Origin of the sequence: Streptomyces sp. CA-111067, assembly GCF_050956065.1 — a bacterium.
In the GTDB taxonomy this organism is placed as follows: Bacteria; Actinomycetota; Actinomycetes; order Streptomycetales; family Streptomycetaceae; genus Actinacidiphila.
This window is the reverse complement of the sequence record NZ_CP192103.1, coordinates 8,463,207-8,482,025: the sequence shown is the minus strand read 5'-3', so window position 1 is coordinate 8,482,025 and position 18,819 is coordinate 8,463,207. Positions and strand designations below refer to the sequence as shown.

Sequence of the window (18,819 nt, the reverse complement as noted above, 5' to 3'; positions counted from 1 at the left end):
TCATAGCCCCGCGTTCCGCATGAAGGAGGTGCGCAGGCGGTAGCGGTCGCCGGCGTAGCGGATCGACGACGAGAGCAGCGGACGCTGGGCGCGGTCGCGGACGATCTGCCGCATGTCGAGGACCGGGGTGCCCGCCGCGATGGCGAGGTGGCCGGCGAGCGCCGCGTCGGCGGGGCGCGCCTCGATGGTGGTGTCGGCCTGCACGAGCTCGAAGCCCAGGCCGGCGATGGTCTCGTAGAGCGAGCGGGTGGTGAAGTCCACCTCGTCGAAGCCGTAGGCGATGTCGGCCGGTACCAGCGAGTGGTCGACCGCGATCGGCACCCCGTCGAGCATGCGGACCCGCTCCAGCCGGTACAGCGGGGTGCCGGGGGCGATCTGGAACGCCTCCGCCTCGTCGAAGCTGGCCGGGCCGGGCTCGCGGCGCAGCACCCGGGAGGTGGCCAGCAGCCCCATCCGGCGGGCGGTCTCGGAGAACGACTCCAGGGTGTTGGGCCACTCCTTGCGCTCCGGGGCGCCGACGTACCAGCCGCGGCCCTGGGCGGCGCGCAGCACGCCCTCGTCGACCAGGGCGGTCAGCGCCTTGCGCAGGGTGACCCGGGAGATGCCGAGCATCTGGCACAGCTCGCGCTCGGGCGGCAGCCGGGAGCCCGGCTTGACCTCGCCGACCGCGATCCGGGTCTCCAGGGCGGTCTTCGCCCGGATCCACAACGGCTCCGGATGCGCGCCGCCCAGCGCCGGCGGCGGCGCCGCCAGGCCCGGCCGCTCCGGGCTGATGTGATCCGTGCTCATGCCGGGACCTGGACCCTTTCCCACGTACCTGAGCGCATGGAGGTGTAGCAGGCGTCCAGTACGTGATTGACGACCACGCCGTCCTCGAAGGTCTCGCGTGGTGTCTCACCGCGGGCGAAGCAGTCGGTGAAGTGCCGCATCTGCTGGCTGAACCCGTAGGCGCGGGCCTCCTCGGGCACCGGGTAGACCCAGCCGGTGTCAGCGTCGGCCTTCTCCACCAGGTAGCCGGCCGGGTGCTCGATGAAGCCCCACACCGGTGTCGCGGAGGTGTCGGTGACCAGCCGGCCGGCGCTGCCGACGAGTTCGTGCCGCAGCTGCATGCCGCCCTTCTCGATCCACGACGACTCCACGGTGGCGAGCTGGCCGCCGGCGAACTTCAGCAGCGCGATGGCGGTGTCCTCGCCGGTGGTCCGGTCCGCGTGGGCGAGCGTCGCGCCCCAGGCGAAGACCTCGGCGATCGGGTTGTCCTTGCCGAAGAAGTGCCGGGCGGACTCCACGGTGTGGCAGCCCATGTCGAGCAGCGCGCCGCCGCCGGCGGTCTCGGCGTCCCAGAAGTGCGGGGCGTGCGGCCCGGAGTGCGCCTCGCGGGCCCGCATGGTGAGCAGGTCGCCGATGGCGCCGGCGCTGACCATCTCGTGCGCCTTGGCGATGTTGGGCGAGAAGACCGAGCTCTCGGCGTAGCCGTGCCAGACGCCTGCCTCGCGGACGACGTCCAGGATCGCCTGCGCCTCGGGCCCGGTGCGGGCCAGCGGCTTGGTGCACACCACGCCCTTGCCGGCCGCGGCGACCGCCCGCACCGCCTCCAGGTGCACCTCGTTGGGGACCGCGACGACCACGAGGTCGACGGCCGGATCGGCGCACAGCGCCGCCATGTCGTCGTAACTGCGGGCGCCGGGCGCCCACTTGGCGGCCAGCGCGGTGGCGCGGGCCAGGTCGCGCGAGCAACTGGCGACCAGCTCCGCGTTCCGTACGTCCTGGAGCGCGTCGGCGTACGTGTCGCCGATGAATCCCGAACCTATGAGTCCGACGCCGATCACGCGGCACTCCCCTCTCGTCCCCCGGTGGCCTGCTGCGGTGCGCTGCCTTCGAGCAGCGCGTCGAAGGCCCTGGACAGCTCCTGGTCGACCGACTTCAGCTCCGGGTGGGCGTCGTAGTGGGCCAGCGACTGCCTGGCGCCCTCCGCGAAGGACACCTGCGGCGCGAAGCCCGGTACCAGCGCGCGCAGTTTGGAGGTGTCGAAGAGCATCGAGTGCCGGAAGTCGTGCTCGAGCACCTCGCCCCAGCCGGGTACGTACTCGGCGATCGACTCGCTGGAGCGGTGCCGCAGCAGCGGTTCGCGCACCCCGGCGGCGCCGGCCAGCGTCAGGTGGATCTGGTCCCAGGTGAGGATGTCGCCGCTGACCACGTTGACGCTCTCGCCCACCGCGTGGTCCAGGCTCAGCAGCGGGGTGAAGGCGCGCGCGAAGTCCCGCGAGTGGGTCAGCGACCACAGCGAGGTGCCGTCGCCGTGCACCACGACGGGCCGTCCGGCCCGCATCCGGTCGATCGCCGTCCAGCCCGCGAGCACCGGGATCACCGTGGCGTCGTAGGTGTGGAACGGCCGCACGATCGTCAGCGGGAAGCCCGCCGAGCGGTAGGCGTCCTCAAGCAGCAGCTCGCAGGCGATCTTGTCCCGCGCATAGCCGAAGACCGGCTGGCGGCGAGGGCTGGACTCGGTGATCGGCAGGTTCGGCACCGGCCGGCCGAAGACCGAGCAGGTGCTGATGAAGACGTACTGCCCGGTCCGGCCGGTGAACAGCCCCGGGTGGGCGCTCACGTCGTCGGGTGTGAAGCCGACCCAGTTGACGACCGCGTCGAACTCCTCGTCGCCGAGCGCCGCCTTGAGCGCCTCGGGGTCGCGGACGTCGGCGCGCAGTTGGCGTACGCCGTCGGCGACCGGCCGGGCCGGCGCCGAGCGGGTCACGATGGTCACGTCGGCACCGGAGGCGACGGCCCGGGCCGCCGCCGCGGAGCCGATCATCCCGGCGCCGCCGAGGAAGAGCGCCCTCATGCCCGGCCCCCGTTCGCCGCCGGGACGACCCCGCCGCGGGAGAGCCCGCGGCCGACCAGATGGTCGTAGGAGCGCCGCAGCGCCTCGAACGTGTCGATGTGCAGCCGCTCCAGCTCGACGATGTGCCAGCGCAGGCCGGACGGTGTGGTCAGCGTCCGGGCCCAGTCGATGCCGCCCTCGCCGATCGGCACCATGACGTCCTCCTCGTAGCTGACCGCCGGACCGTCCTTGACGTGCACCAGGCGCACCCGGTCGGCGAGCCCTGCCAGCACCTCGGCGGGGTCGGCGCCTCCCATCTGCGCCCAGTAGGCGTCGAGTTCGACCAGCACCCGGTCGTCCAGCGACTCCAGCAGCAGGTCGTACGCCTGCCGGCCGGCGAACACCTGCGAGAACTCGGCGAAGTGGTTGTGGTAGGCGATCGTCATCCCGCGGCCGGCCGCGCGCTCGGCGGCCTCGTTGACCCGCTCCACGCCCCGCCGGATCGCGTCCGGCGAGTCGAACTCCTCGCGCTCCATGCTCCAGACGAGGATCTCGGCGCCCAGCTCCTCGTATCGGTCGAGCAGCTCCTCGGCGCCGGCTCCGGCCGGGAACGGGGTGTGCGCGCTGGTGAGGGTGAGCCCGGCGGCGGCGATGGCGTCCCTGACCCGGGCCGGGCCGAAGTGCTCGACCAGGCCGTAGGTCTCGATGCCCAGGTAGCCGAGGCCGGCCAGCCGGGCGAGGGTGCCCTCCAGGTCGGCCCGTGCCTGGTCGAGCACGGTGTACATCATGACGCCGATACCGGCTGCCATGTCTCCTCCTCCGGCCGTCCCCGCGGGGCCGGCGCTCGTCGTCTCAGTCACGGCCGGACGCCCACAGCAGTGCCTGCCGGACCAGGGTGCGGACCGGCGGCTCGCCCCAGGAGCGCATGTCGTGGCCGAGCGCCAGGTAGACCACCCGCCCGGCGCCGGTCTCGCGGGCGTAGAGCACCGGGATGACCTCGCCGTCCGCCCGGTGCCGCTGCGCGAGCACCGTCACGTCCTGGTCGGCGAGCTCGAACTCGTAGTACTCGTCGAAGAGTTCGAAGTCGGCCACACCGCTGGTGATCGGGTGGTCGGCGACGATCTCGATGGTGTGCCGGCCCTCGTGGTGGCCGGGGCCGTGCGAGAGGTAGCGGTTGCCGAGCAGGTCGAACAGCGGCCGGTCGGCCGGGTCGAGGCCGTCGCCCTGCCAGCCCATGATGTTGGCGCCGTGCACCCCCACCAGCCCCTTGCCGGCCCGCACCGCGTCGGCCAGCGCCTGCTGCTGGTCCGTCGCGAAGTGGCCGCCCGCGGTGTAGAGGAGGTAGACGTCCGCCTCGGCCGTCTCCGGCCGTGGATCGACGAAGCGGCTGGTGCCCATGGCCTTGCGGGTGGCGAACCCGGCCTCGACACCCAGCTGCTGGAAGACTCCGGCGGCACTGAGCAGGTCGTGGTGGATGTCGTCGCCGTTCACGACGACCATGGCTCTCGGCGTCGGGACAATGGACATGGCTCTCCTCGCGGGGGTGGTGCGGCAGGGGGCTGGTGCGGGGGGCGCGCGGCGCGCGGCGGGCTCAGACCGGCTTCAGCCGCAGGGCGACGACCGGGTTCGGCACCGGGCTGAAGTAGGGGTCCTGCGGGGTGGGGAACCCGGTGACCTTCTTGGTGCTCCAGTTGCCGTAGCTGCCCCAGTAGAACATCGGGATCCAGGGCAGGTTGTCGACGAAGATCTTCTCGATCCCGTCCAGGATCTGCTGCCGCTGGGCGTCCGTGGTGGCCTTCGGGTACTCCTTGAACAGCTCGGCGGCCTCGGCGTTCTGGAACCGCTCGATGTTCTGGTAGGTCGGGGTGGCCTTGCCGATCGGGTAGTACAGGTTCGGGTTGATCGTGTCGTTGTAGTACGAGAAGGCGCGCGGCGCGGAGTCCACCGGGTAGCCCATCGTGGAGTCGAAGTCGCCCTTGGCGGTACGGGTGTTGATGTCGGTCACGGTCGTGGTGTCGACGGTGAGCTTGATGCCGATGTCCTTGAGCTGGGAGACCAGCACCTGCACCCGGGAGGCGATGTCGGTGTACGCCGACGGGAAGGTGATCGAGAACTCCACCCGCTTGCCGCCCTTGTGGTAGTAGCCGTCCCCTCCCTTGGCGTATCCGGCGTCGGTCAGCGTCTGGTGCGCCTTGGCGACGTCCTGGGTGAAGTTCATGCTCTGGAACTGCGGGGCGACCGAGGAGGTGTAGGCCGGCATCGGCAGCCCGGTGACGCTGGTGGCCGGCGGGGAGGCGGTGGCGCCGCCGACCTGCTTGCGGTTCACCCCGAGGCTGATCGCCTGGCGGACCGCGAGGTCGCTCAGCGGCCAGCGCTCCAGGTTGGGGATCAGGCCGTCGGTGCCGGCCAGCGGCGCCCAGTAGTGGTTGTTCTTGCTGCGGCTGAGGTACGTCTTGTCGGCGTTGGCGATGTAGGTGCCGCCCCAGTCCGCCAGGCCCTGCACGAGCGCGTTGGTCTGGCCCTCGTTGTCCTTGTACGCCACGAACCGCAGCGTCTTGATCTGCGCCTTCGGCTGCCAGTAGTCCTCGTTGCGGACCAGCGTGAAGCTCTGCGCGGAGAACTCGCCGAGCTTGAAGGGGCCGGTGCCGACCGGGTCGGCGTCGGTGTACTTGGTCGGGTCCTTGACCTTGGACCAGATGTGCTGGGAGACGATCGGCTGCGACACCACGTTGGTGAAGAACTGCTGCGCGGGCTGCGGGAAGGTGAAGACCACCTGGGTCGGGCTCGGCGCGCTCACCGAGGCGACGTCCACGCCGAGGAAGTTCAGGCCGGAGTTCTTCTTCAGCATGGTGTAGGTGAACACCACGTCGTCGGCCGAGAACGGCTGGCCGTCGGTCCACTTCACCCCGGACTGGAGGTCCATCGTGAGCGTCTTGTTGCCGTCCGTCCAGCGCCAGGCCTTCGCCAGCCACGGGATGTCATGGCCGATGTTGACGGTGTTGATCTGCACCAGCGGCTCGTAGATGAAGCCGCCGCTGGCCGGGGAGGTGTAGGTCAGCCCCTGGGCGGTGTTCTCCAGGTAGGGGTTGAAGACCTTGGTGAGGTTGTCGGACTGGCCGGCCACGGTGAGGGTGTCGTTGGCACCGCTCGAACTGGTGGAACCCTGACAGCCTGCCAGCGCGACAGCGCCCGCGCCTGCCAGGGCGCTTGCCAGGACGCCGCGTCTCGTCATGCCGGACGCGATCGGCGACTGCGAAGTGGTCACGAGCGTCTGCTCCTTGGGAGTGGGGACAGCGGGGGTGGTACCTGCGGGCCGGCGGCGGCCCCTTGCGGATCAGGAGGCGGGGGCGGTCAGGTTCGCGACGGCCTCGGCGTTCTCGGCCCGCTTGGCGCGCGCCTCGGTGTCGTCGGCGTACAGCCAGCACCGGGCGGTGTGGCCTGGGGAGATGTCGAACGGCTCGGGCGCCTGGTCGGCGCACCGCGGCATCGCGTACGGGCAGCGCGGGTGGAACCGGCAGCCGGTCGGCGGGTCGATGAGGCTGGGCGGCTGCCCGATGTCCTCGACCCGGTCCGCGGCGGCCCGCGACGGGTCGGGGGCCGAGGCGATCAGCAGCTGGGTGTACGGGTGCGCGGCCTGCTGGGTCACCGCCTCCGACGGCCCGCTCTCGACGACCTGGCCGGCGTACATCACGGCGGTGTCGGTGGCGAAGTAGCGGGCGGAGGCGATGTCGTGGGTGACGTAGAGCATCGCGGCGTTGCGCTCCTCGGTGAGGCGGCGCAGCAGGTTGAGGATGCCCAGGCGGATGGAGACGTCGAGGCTGGAGACCGGCTCGTCGGCGAGGAACACCTCGGGGTCGGCCGCGAGCGCGCGGGCGATCGACAGGCGCTGCAACTGCCCGCCGGACAGCTCGTGCGGGTACTTCGCGGTGAACTGCCGCGGCGGCACCAGGTTGATCTGGGTCAGCAGGTCGTCGATGACCGCGACCCGGTCCTTGCCGTGCTTGCCCGGGTGGTGCAGGGCCACGGCCCGCTTGAGGGTGCCGGCGATCGTCGCGACCGGGTTGAAGGACGCGAAGGGGTCCTGCAGGATCAGCTGGACCTGGCGGACGTGGTCGCGGAAGGCCCGGCCGCGCATCGCCTTGACGGGTTCGCCGTGCAGCCGCACCTCACCGGCGGTGAGCGGGTAGAGCTGCGCGAGCAGCCGGGCGAGGGTGGACTTGCCGGAGCCCGACTCGCCGACCAGTGCGGTGATCCGGCCCGCGTACAGCCGCAAGGACACGTCCTCGACGGCGTGCACGACCTTGCGGGTGCCGCCGCGCTTGGGCAGTCCGCCGCGCACCGGGAAGTGCTTGGTCACATGGACGGCTTCGAGTACCGGGGCATCAGCCTTGCCGTCGCCGGGGCCGGCCGCCGCCGGGGCCGTCGTCTCGCCGCTCATCGTGTCTCACCTGTCGCCAGCTCGTTCGGGGACTTCTCGGGTTGTGGTTCCGCGGGCCGCGGGGCCGCTTCCTCCTTCGCCTCGGTGTGCAGCAGGCACGCGGCGAGCGACCTGCCGCCGCCGGGCGCGGCCACCTGGTAGAGCTCGGGCACCCGCTGCGCGCAGGCGTCGAACGCGTGCGGGCAGCGCGGCTGGAAGGCGCACCCGGAGGGCAGCCTGCGCAGGTCGGGCGGGGAGCCGGCGATGCCGGTGAGTTCCCGCTTGGGCCCGCCGAGGGTCGGGAAGGACGCGAGCAGGCCGCGGCTGTAGGGGTGCTGCGGGCGGCGGTAGAAGTCGTCGGCCGAGGCCATCTCGACGACCTTGCCGCCGTACATCACCGCGATGGTGTCGGAGAGTTCGATCAGCAGCGACAGGTCGTGGGTGATGAACACGACCGAGAAGCCGAGCTGGTCCTTCAGCTCCATGATCTTCGCGATGATCTGCCGCTGGATGACCACGTCGAGCGCGGTGGTCGGCTCGTCCATCACGATGATCTCGGGGTCCAGGGCGAGCCCGACGGCGATCATCGCGCGCTGCCGCATCCCGCCGGACAGCTCGTGCGGGTAGGAGTTGGCGCGGTCGGCCGGGATCCCGACGATGCCGAGCAGCTCGACCACCCGGGCGGCACGCTCCTGCGCGTTCATCCTCGGCCGGTGGGCGACGATGACGTCCTCGATCTGGACGCCGATCCGCAGCACCGGGTTGAGCGCGTTCATCGCCGACTGGAAGACGATGGACAGCTCCTCCCAGCGGAATCCGCGCAGTTCGGCGTCGTCCATGGCCAGCACGTCGACGGTCTCGCCGTCCGGCTTGGTGTAGTGGATCTCGCCCTGGGAGATCTCGGCCGGCGGCTTGTGCAGCCGGGTGATGGCGTAGGCGAGGGTGGACTTGCCCGAGCCGGACTCCCCCGCGATGCCCAGCACCTCGCCGCGCCGCAGCGTGAACGACACGTCGCTGACCGCCGGGGTGCGGCCGCCCTCGCCGACGTACTCCACCCGCAGGTCGCGCACGTCCAGGACGACGTCGGTGCTGTCCTGGGTGAAGGGTGTCGGGGCCGGCCGCTCGACCGCCGGGCCCTGGTGCTTGACCCGCCGGGCCCGCTTGGCCGACACCTGGCCGCGCTGGGCCTTCTTGGTGCCGATGCCGGCCTGCCGCAGCCGCGGGTTGATGAACTCGTCGATGCCGAAGTTGACCAGCGACAGCGCGGTGCCGAGCACGGCGATGGCGAGTCCGGCCGGTACGAACCACCACCAGGCACCGGTCAGCAGCGCGCTGCCGGTCTGCGCCCAGTACAGGATGGTGCCCCAGGACCACTGGGTGACATCGGCCAGGCCGAGGAAGGCCAGGCTGGCCTGGGTGAGGATGGCGGCGGTCACGGTGCCGAGGAAGGACGCGGCGATCACCGCGACCTGGTTGGGCAGGATGTCCTTGAGGATGATCCGCCAGGTGCGCTCGCCGGTGGCCCGGGCCGCCTCGACGAAGTCCCGTTTGCGCAGCGACAGGGTCTGCGCGCGCAGCACCCGGGCGCCCCAGGCCCAGCCGGTGACGGTGATGACCAGGATGATGCCGAGCGAGCCGCTGTGCGGCAGGTACGCGGCCAGGATGATGGTCAGCGGCAGGCTGGGCAGCACCAGGAACACGTTCGCCAGCAACGACAGCACCTCGTCGCCGATCCCGCCGACGTATCCGGCGGTGACTCCCACCAGGACCGACAGGACGGTGGTGAACACCGCGGCGCCGATGCCGACCAGCATCGAGGCGCGGGCGCCGTAGAGCATCTGCGACAGGATGTCCTGGCCGTTCTGGGTGGTGCCGAGCCAGTGCGAGGCGTTCGGCCCGATCAGCGTGCTGTCGCTGACCGCCGACGGGTCGTACGGCGAGATCCACGGTGCGACCACGGCCAGCACCACGAAGATCGATACGATCACCAGGCCGGTGAGGGTCAGCGGCGAGCGCAGCAGGCGCAGCCAGAGGCGGTTCGGCCCTCCGGAGGACTCGGTGGTCGCGTCGGCCTCGGCCAGGGCAGCGGGTTGCAGGGCCATGGTCAGCTCTCCCTTGTCCTCGGGTCGAGGAAGACGTACGCGATGTCGGCGATGAGGTTGGCGATGAGCACCAGCACGGTGATGAGCAGGAAGATCGCCGACATCAGCGGGTAGTCGGCCGCCTGCGCGGCCTTGAAGAGCACCGATCCGATGCCGGGGTAGTTGAAGACGACCTCGGTGACGATCGAGCCGCCGATGACGAAGCCCAGCGACATCGCGAAGCCGGACAGCGACGGCAGCATCGCGTTGCGGGCCGCGTAGGTGTACATCACCCGGCGCTTGGACAGGCCCTTGGCCTCGGCCAGCCGGACGTAGTCCTCGCTGAGCGTGGTGACCATCATGTTGCGCATGCCGATCAGCCAGCCGCCGATCGAGGCCACGGTGATGGTCACCGCGGGCAGCACCGCGTAGTTGATCGCGCTGCCGACGAAGCCGGCGTTCAGCCCGATGTGCTGGTCGAGCGCGTAGCCGCCGGACAGCGGGAACCATTTGAAGGTGATCGCGAACAGGTAGACCATGATGATCGCGAACCAGAAGTACGGGATCGACGACAGGAACGTCGTGACCGGCACCAGCGAGTCCAGCCAGCTGCCGCGCTTCCAGCCGGCCAGCATGCCCAGCACGGTGCCGATGACGAAGCCGAGCACGGTGCAGATGGTGACCAGGATCAGCGTCCAGTACATGCTCTGGCCGAGCACCGTGCTGACCTTCGACGGGTAGTAGGCGTAGGAGGTGCCGAAGTCGCCGGTGAAGACGCTGTGCCAGTAACTGACGTACTGCTGCCAGAGGTTCTGGTCCGACTGGCCGAACAGCACCCGCAGCGCGTGCACCGCGGACGGGCTGAGCTTGCCGTGGAACTGCTGGATCAGGTTGTCGGCCGGATTGCCCGGCATGATCCGCGGGATGAGGAAGTTGAGGCTGATCGCCGCCCAGGCGGTGACCAGATAGAAGACGATCTTCCGGAGCAGAGTCCGCACCAGGTCACACCCCTTCGCGATCGGGTCGGCAGGCCCAGCGGGCGGCGCGCCGTACGAGCTCTCGCATTCCGGGTTCGCCCCAGATCCGCATGTCGTGGCCCAGTTGCAGGTAGCAGACCCGGCCCTTCCCGTGCCGGCGGACGTGGACCAGCGGCTCGGGGCCGCTGCCGGTGTCCCGCCAGGCGAGGACGCGCACGTCGGGTGCGGTCTTCAACTGGTAGTGCTCATGGGTCACTTCGAACGGCTCGATGCCCGCGGTCAGCTCGTGGTCCGGGTCCAGCCGCACCTCGAACCTGCTCTCGTGCGGTGAGGGGCCGTGCGAGAGGTAGCGGCTGCCGATCAGCTCGGCGAGCAGCCGGTCCGCCTCGTCGAGCTGGTCGGGCGGCGAGGCGAGGACCGTGGTGGAGTGCAGTGCGACCAGGCCGCAGCCGCCGTGCACCGCCCGGGCCAGCCCCTCGCGCTGCCCGGCGGTGAACCGGCCGAGCGCGGTGTAGAGGACGATCACGTCCACGTCGCCCGCGTCGTCCAGCGGCGCGGTGCCGAGCCCGGTGCGGGTCGCGAACCCCTCGTCGGTCAGTGCGCTCTGGAGCGCGGAGGCCGCGGTGAACAGGTCCTCGTACACGTCGTCACCGCTGATCATGGCGAGGGCGGTCGCCCTGGTGGCGGCGGGTCCGGTGGCGCGATCGGCCGTGCCGGGGGCGGCGGTTGGGGCGGTGGAGACATGGCGGGGCTGGGATATCTGCATGCGGAGGCTCGATTCAGTAGGTGGAGCGCAATTCACCGGTAGGGCTCCAGAAGCCCTCCGCTCGCCCGCTGATCAGGGCGTTGTCCATCCGGTCGAGGGGCAGTTGCACGCGCCGCCTGGACCTGCTGCTCTCATATGTGGCGAAGATCAGTTCGGCGCCGCGCAGCCCGTGCTCGGCGTGCAGCGCCGGTCTGCGGCCGGTGCGCAAGCACTCGGCCAGGTCGCGGATGGCGTCGGCGGTGCCGGCCACGATCGCCGGGTCCACCGCGTGGTCCCAGTTCCGCGAGTCGGTGTCGAACGGTGACTCCCGGACCAGGTCCGCCTTGCCGAACCGGCGCACCACGCAGCGCGCGCCGCGGATGTCGGCCCGGCCGGTGCTGCCCTGGACGATCAGGCCGAGGTTGTTCTGCACATTGAGCACCGGTGTGTGCGGTTCACGCCCGGTGGAGACCACGGCCCGCACCCCGTCCGCCCAGCCGAACTGCGTCAGCGAGGCGGTCTCGGTGAAGACGCCGTAGACGTAGCGGTCCAGGGTGACGTCGAGCTGGCCGAGCACCCACTCGGGGGCGGCGTCCTGACGGTGGAAGAGGATGAGGTCGACGATGTGGGTGCCCCAGTCGAACAGATTGGGGCAGTAGCCCTCGACGGTCACCACCTCGCCTATCTCGCCCGCCGCGATCCACTCCCTGGCCTGCCGCTGCACGGGTTCGAAGCGGCGCTGGAGGTTGAAGGTCAGCTGGACCCCGGCGTCGGCGGCGCGGGCCGCCATCTCCAGGGCCTCGCCGTAGCTGAGCGCGATCGGCTTCTCGCAGTGCACCGCCCGCGCTCCGGCCTCGATCGCGGCGCGCACCACGTCGAGGTGGAAGGCCGGCGGGGTGCAGACGCTGACGATGTCCGGCCGCGCCGCGGCGAACAGTTCGCGGTAGTCCCGGTGGACGGCGGGCACGTCCAGTTCAGCGGCCAGCGCCTGCGCGGACGCCAGGTCCACGTCCGCCAGACCGGTCAAGACCACTCCGGGGGCGGCGAGATGGCCCAGAGCGTGCACCCTGCCCTGCGAACCCGCCCCGACGACCACGGCGGAGAGGTCCTGACCGGCGGCTTTCGCTGCGTGAACCATGACTGCCTCCCCTTCGTCGGGTGGATTCCATGGTGTGCCAGATGCATACCACTTGCCGTCATCTTAATACGAAGAGCGTTCCTGTCTAGGGGTGGAACAGCAGGTAACGCGGCGGAAATTCGCCCTTCAACTAGCAACTTTAGCCACATAGCTGGACATAGCTGACCAGAAATTCGGCCAGAGTCCGGACTGACCAATGCTTACCACTTAGAACCAGATGACTACACTGACCCGCACCACCCAGACAGGAGCCCCGTATGAAGATCAGTCAACTCATCGGCCCCCGCACCTCCGAGATCGTCACCGCCGACGACCCGGTCCCGGCCGACCACCAGGTGCTGGTGGACGTGCTGGTCTGCGGGGTGTGCACCTCCGACATCGGGCCGTGGCTCACCCATGACGGAACCGGCGCGCCGGTACGGCTCGGCCATGAGATCGTCGGCCGGGTCGCCGCGACCGGGCGGAACGCGGGCCGTTGGCTGCCCGGCGACCTGGTGACCGGGCTCGGCGGTGACGGCTTCGCGTCCCTGGCGGTGATGGACGCCGACGCGGTGCTGCCGGTGCCCGAGGGGATCGAACCGGCGCTCGCGATCGGCGAACCGGTCGCCGACCTGGAGGAGGCGCTGTCCCGTACCGGCATCCGCGCCGGTGACCGGGTGGCCGTGGTGGGGCTCGGCTTCATGGGGCTCGGGCTCGTCCAGCTCGCCAGGCGGCACGCGCCCGGCCTGCTGATCGGCGTCGACCCCGACCCGGCCCGCCGCCGCCGGGCCCTGGCGCTGGGCGCCGACCTGGTCTTCGCCCCCGACGAGCTGCCGGAGGAGTACCGCACCGACACCGGCCGGGCCACCGACGCGCGGCCGGGGATCGTCCTGGAGGCGACCGGGGCCACCGGCGGGCTGAAGACGGCCGGCAGCATGGTGCGGCCGTTCGGCACGCTGTGCGTGGTGGGCTACCACCACACCGGCGACGCGATGATGGACATGGACCTCTGGTACAAGGCCGTCACCGTCGTCAACGGCTTCTGCCCCGACCGCAGGCGGCTGGTCGAGGCCATGCGGCAGGCCCTCGGCCTGATCGCCGACCGGCGGTTCAGCTACCAGCCGCTGGTCACCCACCGGTTCGGTCTCGACGGCATCGACGAGGCGTTCGGCCTCATGGAGGAGGCCGGGCCCGACTTCGTCAAGGGCGTGGTGCTGCTCTGACCGCCGGGTCCGCCGGGTCCGCCGGGTCCGCCGCTACGACCGGGCGAACGAGGTGCGCAGCCGGTAGCGGTCGCCCGCGTACCGGATCGTCGAGACGAACAGCGGTTCCTGCCGGTCGCCCAGGGCGAGCTGCCGCATGACGAGCACCGGGTCACCGGGCGCCAGATCGAGGTGCTCGGCCGCCCGCTCGTCGGCCTTGGTCGCCTCGATGGTGCTGTCCGCGCGCACCGGCAGCACCCCGGCGGCGCCGAGCGTCGAATACAGCGACCGCTCGCGGAAGTCGACCTGCTCGATCCCCGGCACCAGCGCCTGCCGCAGGCGGGTGAGGTCGAGCGCTATCGGGACGCCCTCCAGCAGCCGCACCCGCTCCAGCCGGAAGAGCGGCGTCCCCGGGGCGATGGCCAGCTGCTCGGCCTCGTCGATGCTCGCCGGGCTGGTCTCGGCGCGCAGCACCGTCGAGTGCGGGGTGAGCCCCATCCGGGCCGCGGTCTCGCTGAACGACTCCAGGCTGTTGGGCCACTCCTTCTTCTGCGCGGTCCTGGCCACATACCAGCCGCGCCCGTGCGAGGGGTTGAGCACGCCGGCCTCGACCAGGCTGCCGAGCGCCTTGCGCAGCGTCACCCGGCTGATGCCCAGTTGCTGGCAGAGCTCGCGCTCCGGCGGCAGCCGGCCGCCCGGCTGCAGCACCCCGCGGTCGATCTCGCCGCGGATCACGTTGACCGCCTGGATCCACAACGGCTCGGGATACCCGGGCAGTACGGCGCCGGCGCCCTCGGGTGAGTCGTTCATACGGTGAAGCCCCCATGGTGATGCGCCCCGGTGAACGGGCGCGGATCACCCTAGCTTCAGCGGTGGCTCTCTGGCCAGGAGCCGACACGCGGGGTGGCGGGGCCCGCGGTCCGCGGCACCGCCGGGCCCCCGCGGCGTGAGGTCCCGTCAGGGTGTGACGGGGCCGTGGTCGGCGGCGGTCTGGGCCAGGGCGCGGAGGGCGGGGCTGTCGGCGGCGGTGCGCCAGATCAGCGCCCACTGGAGGGCCGGAGCGTCGTGCAGCGGCAGGAACACCACGCCGGGCGGGTTGTTGTAGCGCGCGGCGATCTCGCCGAGCGGGTGCACGCAGCGTCCGTCGGCGACCAGGGAGAGGATCTCGTGGAAGGTCCGTGCGGCGGGCCCGCGCGGGATGCGGCGCCCGAGCGGGGTGCGGCCGGGCACCATGGCGTTGACCCAGTACTCGGGGATCTCCGAGCCGATGTCCACCACGTGGTTGTCGGCGAGGTCCTCCAGGGACGCGACGCCGCGCTCGGCGAGCGGGTGGTCGGCGGCCACGGCCAGCACCCGGCCTCCGGTGAGCACGACGGGGCCGACGGTGAGGTCGGGCTCGGCGACCGGCAGCCACAGCACGTGCGCGTCGTGCTCCCCCGAGCGCAGCGCGGCGAACGCGTCGAAGCCGTTGATCTCGCCGAACTGGACGTCGCTGCCGGGGTAGCGGTCGCGGAACACGTCGATCATCGGGCGCAGCTCGTGTCCGGCGTGGCCGAAGACGCCGAGCCGCAGGGTCCGGTCCGCGCCGGGGCCGGCCGCCTGGGCGCGGGCGAGGCCGGCGTGCAGCAGGTCGACGGCCTGCTGGAGGTCCTCGCGCAGCCTGCGCCCGACCGGGGTCAGCGCCACCCGCCGGCTCGTACGGTCGAAGAGCGCCACGCCGAGGCGGCGCTCCTGGGCGCTGACGGACTGGCTGACCCGGGCCTGCGACACCCGGAGCCGCTCCGCGGTGCGGCCGAAGTGCAGCTCCTCGGCGAGCGTCAGGAAGATCTCGATGTCCCGCAGCTCCATTCATAACCTCCACGTTATGGACAGCTGCACGGACTCTACCTTGATCGCTCGCTGACCTGCGCCGACGCTGGTTTTCATGGACCTCACTCTCTGGATCGCCGCGGGACTGCTTGCCACGGTCGCGCTGGTCGGCGGCATCAGCAAGGCCGTCATCCCCAAGGCGAAGCTCGGCGCGCAGCACGGCGGGGAGTGGACGCGTGACGCGACCCCCGGCTTCATCAAGACGCTCGGCCTGCTGGAACTCCTCGCCGCGTTCGGCCTGATCCTGCCCGCCGCGACCGACATCGCGCCGGTGATGGTGCCGGTCACCGCCGCCTGCTGGATCGCCCTGATGGTCGGCGCCATGATCACCCACGGCCGCCTCGGCCAGTACGGATTCGTGCTGGTCAACTCGGTCTACCTGGCGATCGCGCTGCTCATCACCTGGGGCCGCTTCGGCCCCTGGTCGTTCGGCAGCTGACCGCTCGCCCAGCAGCCGGCCGGCCCCGGCACCTGGAAGCGGGTGTGCTGACCCTGCGGATCCCGATCGCCGTTCACCCGGCGGCCACCGCCCCGGCTCCCGAACCACCTCCGCAGAGGCGTATGGGGCGGGTCACGCAGGACTGCCAGCGGCTGGACAGGCCGCTGGCAGTGGTTGCCCGGTGATCTTCTGTTGTGTTTTCGGGCCCTTCTGCGGGTGGCGGTCGGACGGGTCGGGTCAGGAGCAGGGGGCGCCGTTCAGGGTGAAGGCGGTGGGGGACGCCGTGCTGCCCGTCGACGTGCCCTGGAAGCCGAAGGACTGCGAACCGCCTGCCGGGATCGAGCCGTTGTAGGACATGCTGCTCGCCGTGACGGCGCCGGAGGTCGGGTTCACCGTGGCGTTCCAGGCGCTGGTGACGGTCTGGCCCGAGGGCAGGGTGAAGCCGAGCTTCCAGTTGCCGACCGCGCTGGAGCCGGTGTTGGCGATCGTGACGTTGGCGGTGAAGCCGCCGGTCCACGTCTGCGTCGCGTAGGTGACCTTGCAGGCCGAGCCGCCCGTACCGCCGGTGCTGCCGCCGCTGGTCGAACCGCTGGTGGTACCACCGTTGGAGGCGCCGCCGTTCGTCGAGCTGCTGCCGGTGCTGACCGAGGACGAGAAGTTCGTGACAGCCAGGCCCGCGCCGTTCTGCCAGGGCTCGAAACCGGCCTGGACGCTGGTGAGGTACCAGTTGCTCTGAGCCATCCCGCGGCTGATCGTCTCGTTCGCGAACGCCTTGACGTCAAAGCTCCAGCTGCTGATCGCCGAGGGCGCGACGAAGGAGATGACGTCGTTGCCGCCGTTGTTGCCGGTCCAGACGTCCCAGCTGCGGCCCGCGACATTGGCGGTGCCGACCTTGGAACCCACCGGCTGGATCGACCCGACGTGGTTGAACCACACCATGATCTCGGTCTTGTTGACGCCGTCCGTCTTCGGCGTCGGGTCCAGCCAGATGTCGTAGGCCGCGTCGAAGACCGCGTTGTTCACGTAGGCGTAGGAGATGCTCGTCGGCGCGCTGCTGATCCCGCTGAGCTGCGCGGGCAGGTTGGTGCCGGGCGAGCAGTTGGTGTAGTGGCAGCCGTTGTAAACGGACGGGTACGCCTTCGGCGCACCGTTGGTCGGCACCGAGCCGTCAGCCGTGGTGAGCTGGAAGCCACTGCTGGTGACGTTGACGCACTGGGCTTCGGATGTGCCCCAGCGGTTGTTCTGCACGACGTACTTGCCCTGGATCGTCGTCGACCCGTACTGGTCGCAGATCTGGGTGTCGGCGTGCGCGGCCGGCGCGGCGGCGAGTGTGACCAGGCCGCCGACACCGAGGCCGAGCGCCGCGAGAACGGCCACGGCCGTTCTGCGGGTGGAGCGGAGGGCTTGCGGTAGCGACTTCATGCTTGTCCTTTCGATGACAGGCACGGAGGTGGGGGGACCGTGCAAGCGCAGTGGGCGCGGAGTCCTTTCGACGTGAGTGGGAGCGCTCCCAAATACTTCGAGGCAAGGACCGTAAGGGCGTTGTCCCACGCGTGGCAAGAGTCCCGTACGAGTGCGGGCACATCCGCAGGTGGGCCTTCCTCACGCCGGTGTCCTACTTGGCGTCGATGACGACGACGGTCTGGCGGGTGAAGATGTCTTCCACGGCGGCATGGAGGAGGAAGTCGGCGACGTGGGAGCGCGAGGCCGAGGGGAAGACCGGCAATTTCGTGACGTCCTGCAGGACGACCTCGGTGTAGCGGCCACCGTTTCGATTGTTCAGCGCTCCGGGGTATCCGAGAGTCCACTTCAGACCGCTGGCCTTCAAGAGCACCTCCGACGCGGCCTTGTCCGCGTAGGTCTTCCGGAGCACGGTGCGGAACAGGGGGCCCACAAGGAATGAGGCCTTGGCGAGAGAGTCGCCGACTCCGAACGCGGACACGATGACGAACCGGTCGACGCCTGACGTTTTCGCGGACTCGATCACCGCACGGACCATGTCGGTGATCAACGTGGGTGTATCGCGGGCGCTTTTCACGCCGAGCGCGCTGATGATCGCGTCGTGGCCCTGTGCCGCCTTCGCGATCACGGCGGCATCGGTGACATCGCCCACGACGATCTCCGCGCGCGGGTCGACGTCGGCGCCGGCCTTCCGGACGACGACGCTGATCCGGTGTCCCTGGTCGAGTGCCTTTTTGACGAAGAGGACACCGGTGCGGCCGGTTGCCCCAAGAACGAGAAACCTCATGACATTTCGCTCCTTATAGGAAAGCTGAACCGAACCTCGCCGGGCCGGCGCCCGTGGCGGCGGCGTGCTCTCTACGGCGACGGTTCAACAGGAACTATAGTCAGGAATTCTGACTAAGTCAATGAGGTGTCGAAGCGTGCTGACGCCCGGCGGTTCGGGGCGGCGGGCGTCAGGGCCGGACGGCCCAGGGGACCGGCCTACGGTGCGTAGGGGTCGGTGATCTCGCGGAGCTGCTCCAGGATCTGGTGGAGAAGGGCGAAGTTCCGGGTGCCCAGATACGCCTTCCACTCCGCGAGGATCTCGTCGAGTGCGGCCGCGGCGACCTCGACCGCCCGCCGGCCGCGTTCTTCGATGACGATCAGCCGCGCGCGGCCGTCCGCGGGGTCGGGGACCCGGCGGACGTAGCCCAGGCGCTCCAGTTGGTCGACCATCACGCCGGCGCTCTGTTTGGTCATTTGCGCCTGGTCAGCGAGGTCCGTGAGGCGCGACCCGTCCGGGGCGACGCGTTGGAACACCCGGCACTGGGCGAGGGTCCAGTCGTCGAACCCGGCACCCCGCAGAGCCCCGAACATCCGGTCCTCGGCGTACCGGTACGGAATGAACAGCAACACCCCGAGATTCGTCCGCCGCTCGTCGCCCATGCCGCTCTCGACTCCATCGCCTGTCCGGCCCCACGAGGCTCACACCCTTTGTCGACCCGGCCGAGCCAGATCACCCCCGGCCCGGCCACGGCCGCGCGGGCTGCGCCATCCCCTCCTTCGGACTGGGCGACTGCCACCGACATCGGCACCGCGGCATGTTTACATTCGTCAGCATAACTGACTAGTTGTTTCACTGCGGCGGCGATGTCCCGGGTCGTCGAAGGAGACCGCGGCCTCGCGGACCTTGCGGCCGGCGGGAACGTCT

18 protein-coding genes and 1 pseudogene are annotated in these 18,819 nt (G+C 70.6%); 2 read left to right on the top strand and 17 right to left on the bottom strand.

Annotated features, from left to right (window positions below; translation table 11 throughout):
* The 12 genes and pseudogenes from ACQPW6_RS37450 to ACQPW6_RS37395 all read right to left on the bottom strand — a co-directional run bounded on the left by ACQPW6_RS37450 (position 1) and on the right by ACQPW6_RS37395 (position 12,176).
* Positions 1–789 carry a GntR family transcriptional regulator gene (locus ACQPW6_RS37450; protein WP_433894186.1) on the bottom strand — a complete coding sequence of 263 codons (789 nt, stop codon included), beginning with the start codon at positions 787–789 and terminating at the stop codon, positions 1–3.
* Positions 786–1,826, bottom strand: coding sequence for a Gfo/Idh/MocA family protein (locus ACQPW6_RS37445; protein ID WP_433894185.1), 1,041 nt, complete (start codon positions 1,824–1,826; stop codon positions 786–788). The genes ACQPW6_RS37450 and ACQPW6_RS37445 overlap by 4 nt, the downstream gene beginning before the upstream one ends.
* Entirely contained in the window at positions 1,823–2,839 is a 1,017-nt protein-coding gene (locus ACQPW6_RS37440; protein ID WP_433894184.1) for an NAD-dependent epimerase/dehydratase family protein, read from the bottom strand. The genes ACQPW6_RS37445 and ACQPW6_RS37440 overlap by 4 nt, the downstream gene beginning before the upstream one ends.
* A complete protein-coding gene (locus tag ACQPW6_RS37435; RefSeq protein WP_433894183.1) occupies positions 2,836–3,627 on the bottom strand; it encodes a sugar phosphate isomerase/epimerase family protein in 792 nt (263 codons plus the stop codon). The genes ACQPW6_RS37440 and ACQPW6_RS37435 overlap by 4 nt, the downstream gene beginning before the upstream one ends.
* A gap of 43 nt (positions 3,628–3,670) precedes the next feature.
* Positions 3,671–4,345 carry a ThuA domain-containing protein gene (locus tag ACQPW6_RS37430; RefSeq protein WP_433894182.1) on the bottom strand — a complete coding sequence of 225 codons (675 nt, stop codon included), beginning with the start codon at positions 4,343–4,345 and terminating at the stop codon, positions 3,671–3,673.
* Positions 4,346–4,409: 64 nt separating this feature from the next.
* Positions 4,410–6,083, bottom strand: coding sequence for an ABC transporter substrate-binding protein (locus ACQPW6_RS37425; RefSeq protein ID WP_433894181.1), 1,674 nt, complete (start codon positions 6,081–6,083; stop codon positions 4,410–4,412).
* 69 nt (positions 6,084–6,152) lie between these two features.
* Positions 6,153–7,256 (bottom strand): ABC transporter ATP-binding protein, encoded by a 1,104-nt coding sequence (locus ACQPW6_RS37420; RefSeq protein ID WP_433894180.1) that lies wholly within the window; start codon positions 7,254–7,256, stop codon positions 6,153–6,155.
* The gene (locus ACQPW6_RS37415; protein ID WP_433894785.1) at positions 7,253–8,311 is read right to left on the bottom strand and encodes an ABC transporter ATP-binding protein; all 1,059 of its coding nucleotides are present in this window, start codon (positions 8,309–8,311) and stop codon (positions 7,253–7,255) included. Before ACQPW6_RS37415 ends, ACQPW6_RS37420 begins: the two co-directional genes overlap by 4 nt.
* Before the next feature lie 195 nt (positions 8,312–8,506).
* A pseudogene (locus ACQPW6_RS37410) lies at positions 8,507–9,337 on the bottom strand (ABC transporter permease); the annotation flags it as partial.
* A gap of 2 nt (positions 9,338–9,339) precedes the next feature.
* Positions 9,340–10,314, bottom strand: a complete 975-nt coding sequence (locus tag ACQPW6_RS37405) for an ABC transporter permease (protein WP_433894179.1) — start codon at positions 10,312–10,314, stop codon at positions 9,340–9,342.
* Between the two features lie 4 nt (positions 10,315–10,318).
* Positions 10,319–11,059 (bottom strand): ThuA domain-containing protein, encoded by a 741-nt coding sequence (locus ACQPW6_RS37400; protein WP_433894178.1) that lies wholly within the window; start codon positions 11,057–11,059, stop codon positions 10,319–10,321.
* 13 nt (positions 11,060–11,072) lie between these two features.
* Complete coding sequence (locus ACQPW6_RS37395; protein WP_433894177.1) at positions 11,073–12,176, bottom strand: Gfo/Idh/MocA family protein; 1,104 nt, start codon at positions 12,174–12,176, stop codon at positions 11,073–11,075.
* A gap of 257 nt (positions 12,177–12,433) precedes the next feature.
* Here ACQPW6_RS37395 and ACQPW6_RS37390 point away from each other — a divergent pair, with 257 nt between their 5' ends.
* Complete coding sequence (locus ACQPW6_RS37390; RefSeq protein ID WP_433894176.1) at positions 12,434–13,378, top strand: zinc-dependent alcohol dehydrogenase; 945 nt, start codon at positions 12,434–12,436, stop codon at positions 13,376–13,378.
* Between the two features lie 33 nt (positions 13,379–13,411).
* On the opposite strand, the gene ACQPW6_RS37385 is transcribed toward ACQPW6_RS37390, so the two are convergent.
* Positions 13,412–14,167 (bottom strand): GntR family transcriptional regulator, encoded by a 756-nt coding sequence (locus ACQPW6_RS37385; RefSeq protein WP_433894175.1) that lies wholly within the window; start codon positions 14,165–14,167, stop codon positions 13,412–13,414.
* 147 nt (positions 14,168–14,314) lie between these two features.
* Entirely contained in the window at positions 14,315–15,205 is an 891-nt protein-coding gene (locus ACQPW6_RS37380; RefSeq protein WP_433894174.1) for a LysR family transcriptional regulator, read from the bottom strand.
* A 76-nt stretch (positions 15,206–15,281) separates the two neighbouring features.
* Here ACQPW6_RS37380 and ACQPW6_RS37375 point away from each other — a divergent pair, with 76 nt between their 5' ends.
* On the top strand, positions 15,282–15,665 hold the full coding sequence (locus ACQPW6_RS37375) for a DoxX family protein (protein WP_433894173.1): 384 nt from the start codon (positions 15,282–15,284) through the stop codon (positions 15,663–15,665).
* A gap of 237 nt (positions 15,666–15,902) precedes the next feature.
* Here the strand turns inward: ACQPW6_RS37375 and ACQPW6_RS37370 are convergent, their stop codons facing one another.
* From ACQPW6_RS37370 to ACQPW6_RS37360, 3 genes are all read right to left on the bottom strand, one after another.
* Positions 15,903–17,087 carry a GH12 family glycosyl hydrolase domain-containing protein gene (locus ACQPW6_RS37370; RefSeq protein WP_433894172.1) on the bottom strand — a complete coding sequence of 395 codons (1,185 nt, stop codon included), beginning with the start codon at positions 17,085–17,087 and terminating at the stop codon, positions 15,903–15,905.
* Positions 17,088–17,280: 193 nt separating this feature from the next.
* On the bottom strand, positions 17,281–17,913 hold the full coding sequence (locus ACQPW6_RS37365; protein ID WP_433894171.1) for an NAD(P)-dependent oxidoreductase: 633 nt from the start codon (positions 17,911–17,913) through the stop codon (positions 17,281–17,283).
* A 197-nt stretch (positions 17,914–18,110) separates the two neighbouring features.
* Positions 18,111–18,554 carry a MarR family winged helix-turn-helix transcriptional regulator gene (locus tag ACQPW6_RS37360; RefSeq protein ID WP_433894170.1) on the bottom strand — a complete coding sequence of 148 codons (444 nt, stop codon included), beginning with the start codon at positions 18,552–18,554 and terminating at the stop codon, positions 18,111–18,113.
* Between the last annotated feature and the right edge of the window lie 265 nt (positions 18,555–18,819).

What these genes read in the sequence shown, in the direction of transcription:
- ACQPW6_RS37400 (WP_433894178.1), bottom strand. Translation starts at nt 11,059, where the DNA reads ATGCAGATATCCCAGCCCCGCCATGTCTCCACCGCCCCAACCGCCGCC.
- ACQPW6_RS37435 (WP_433894183.1), bottom strand. Translation starts at nt 3,627, where the DNA reads ATGGCAGCCGGTATCGGCGTCATGATGTACACCGTGCTCGACCAGGCA.
- ACQPW6_RS37360 (WP_433894170.1), bottom strand. Translation starts at nt 18,554, where the DNA reads ATGGGCGACGAGCGGCGGACGAATCTCGGGGTGTTGCTGTTCATTCCG.
- ACQPW6_RS37420 (WP_433894180.1), bottom strand. Translation starts at nt 7,256, where the DNA reads ATGAGCGGCGAGACGACGGCCCCGGCGGCGGCCGGCCCCGGCGACGGC.
- ACQPW6_RS37450 (WP_433894186.1), bottom strand. Translation starts at nt 789, where the DNA reads ATGAGCACGGATCACATCAGCCCGGAGCGGCCGGGCCTGGCGGCGCCG.
- ACQPW6_RS37375 (WP_433894173.1), top strand. Translation starts at nt 15,282, where the DNA reads ATGGACCTCACTCTCTGGATCGCCGCGGGACTGCTTGCCACGGTCGCG.
- ACQPW6_RS37440 (WP_433894184.1), bottom strand. Translation starts at nt 2,839, where the DNA reads ATGAGGGCGCTCTTCCTCGGCGGCGCCGGGATGATCGGCTCCGCGGCG.
- ACQPW6_RS37380 (WP_433894174.1), bottom strand. Translation starts at nt 15,205, where the DNA reads ATGGAGCTGCGGGACATCGAGATCTTCCTGACGCTCGCCGAGGAGCTG.
- ACQPW6_RS37385 (WP_433894175.1), bottom strand. Translation starts at nt 14,167, where the DNA reads ATGAACGACTCACCCGAGGGCGCCGGCGCCGTACTGCCCGGGTATCCC.
- ACQPW6_RS37390 (WP_433894176.1), top strand. Translation starts at nt 12,434, where the DNA reads ATGAAGATCAGTCAACTCATCGGCCCCCGCACCTCCGAGATCGTCACC.
- ACQPW6_RS37430 (WP_433894182.1), bottom strand. Translation starts at nt 4,345, where the DNA reads ATGTCCATTGTCCCGACGCCGAGAGCCATGGTCGTCGTGAACGGCGAC.
- ACQPW6_RS37370 (WP_433894172.1), bottom strand. Translation starts at nt 17,087, where the DNA reads ATGAAGTCGCTACCGCAAGCCCTCCGCTCCACCCGCAGAACGGCCGTG.
- ACQPW6_RS37395 (WP_433894177.1), bottom strand. Translation starts at nt 12,176, where the DNA reads ATGGTTCACGCAGCGAAAGCCGCCGGTCAGGACCTCTCCGCCGTGGTC.
- ACQPW6_RS37365 (WP_433894171.1), bottom strand. Translation starts at nt 17,913, where the DNA reads ATGAGGTTTCTCGTTCTTGGGGCAACCGGCCGCACCGGTGTCCTCTTC.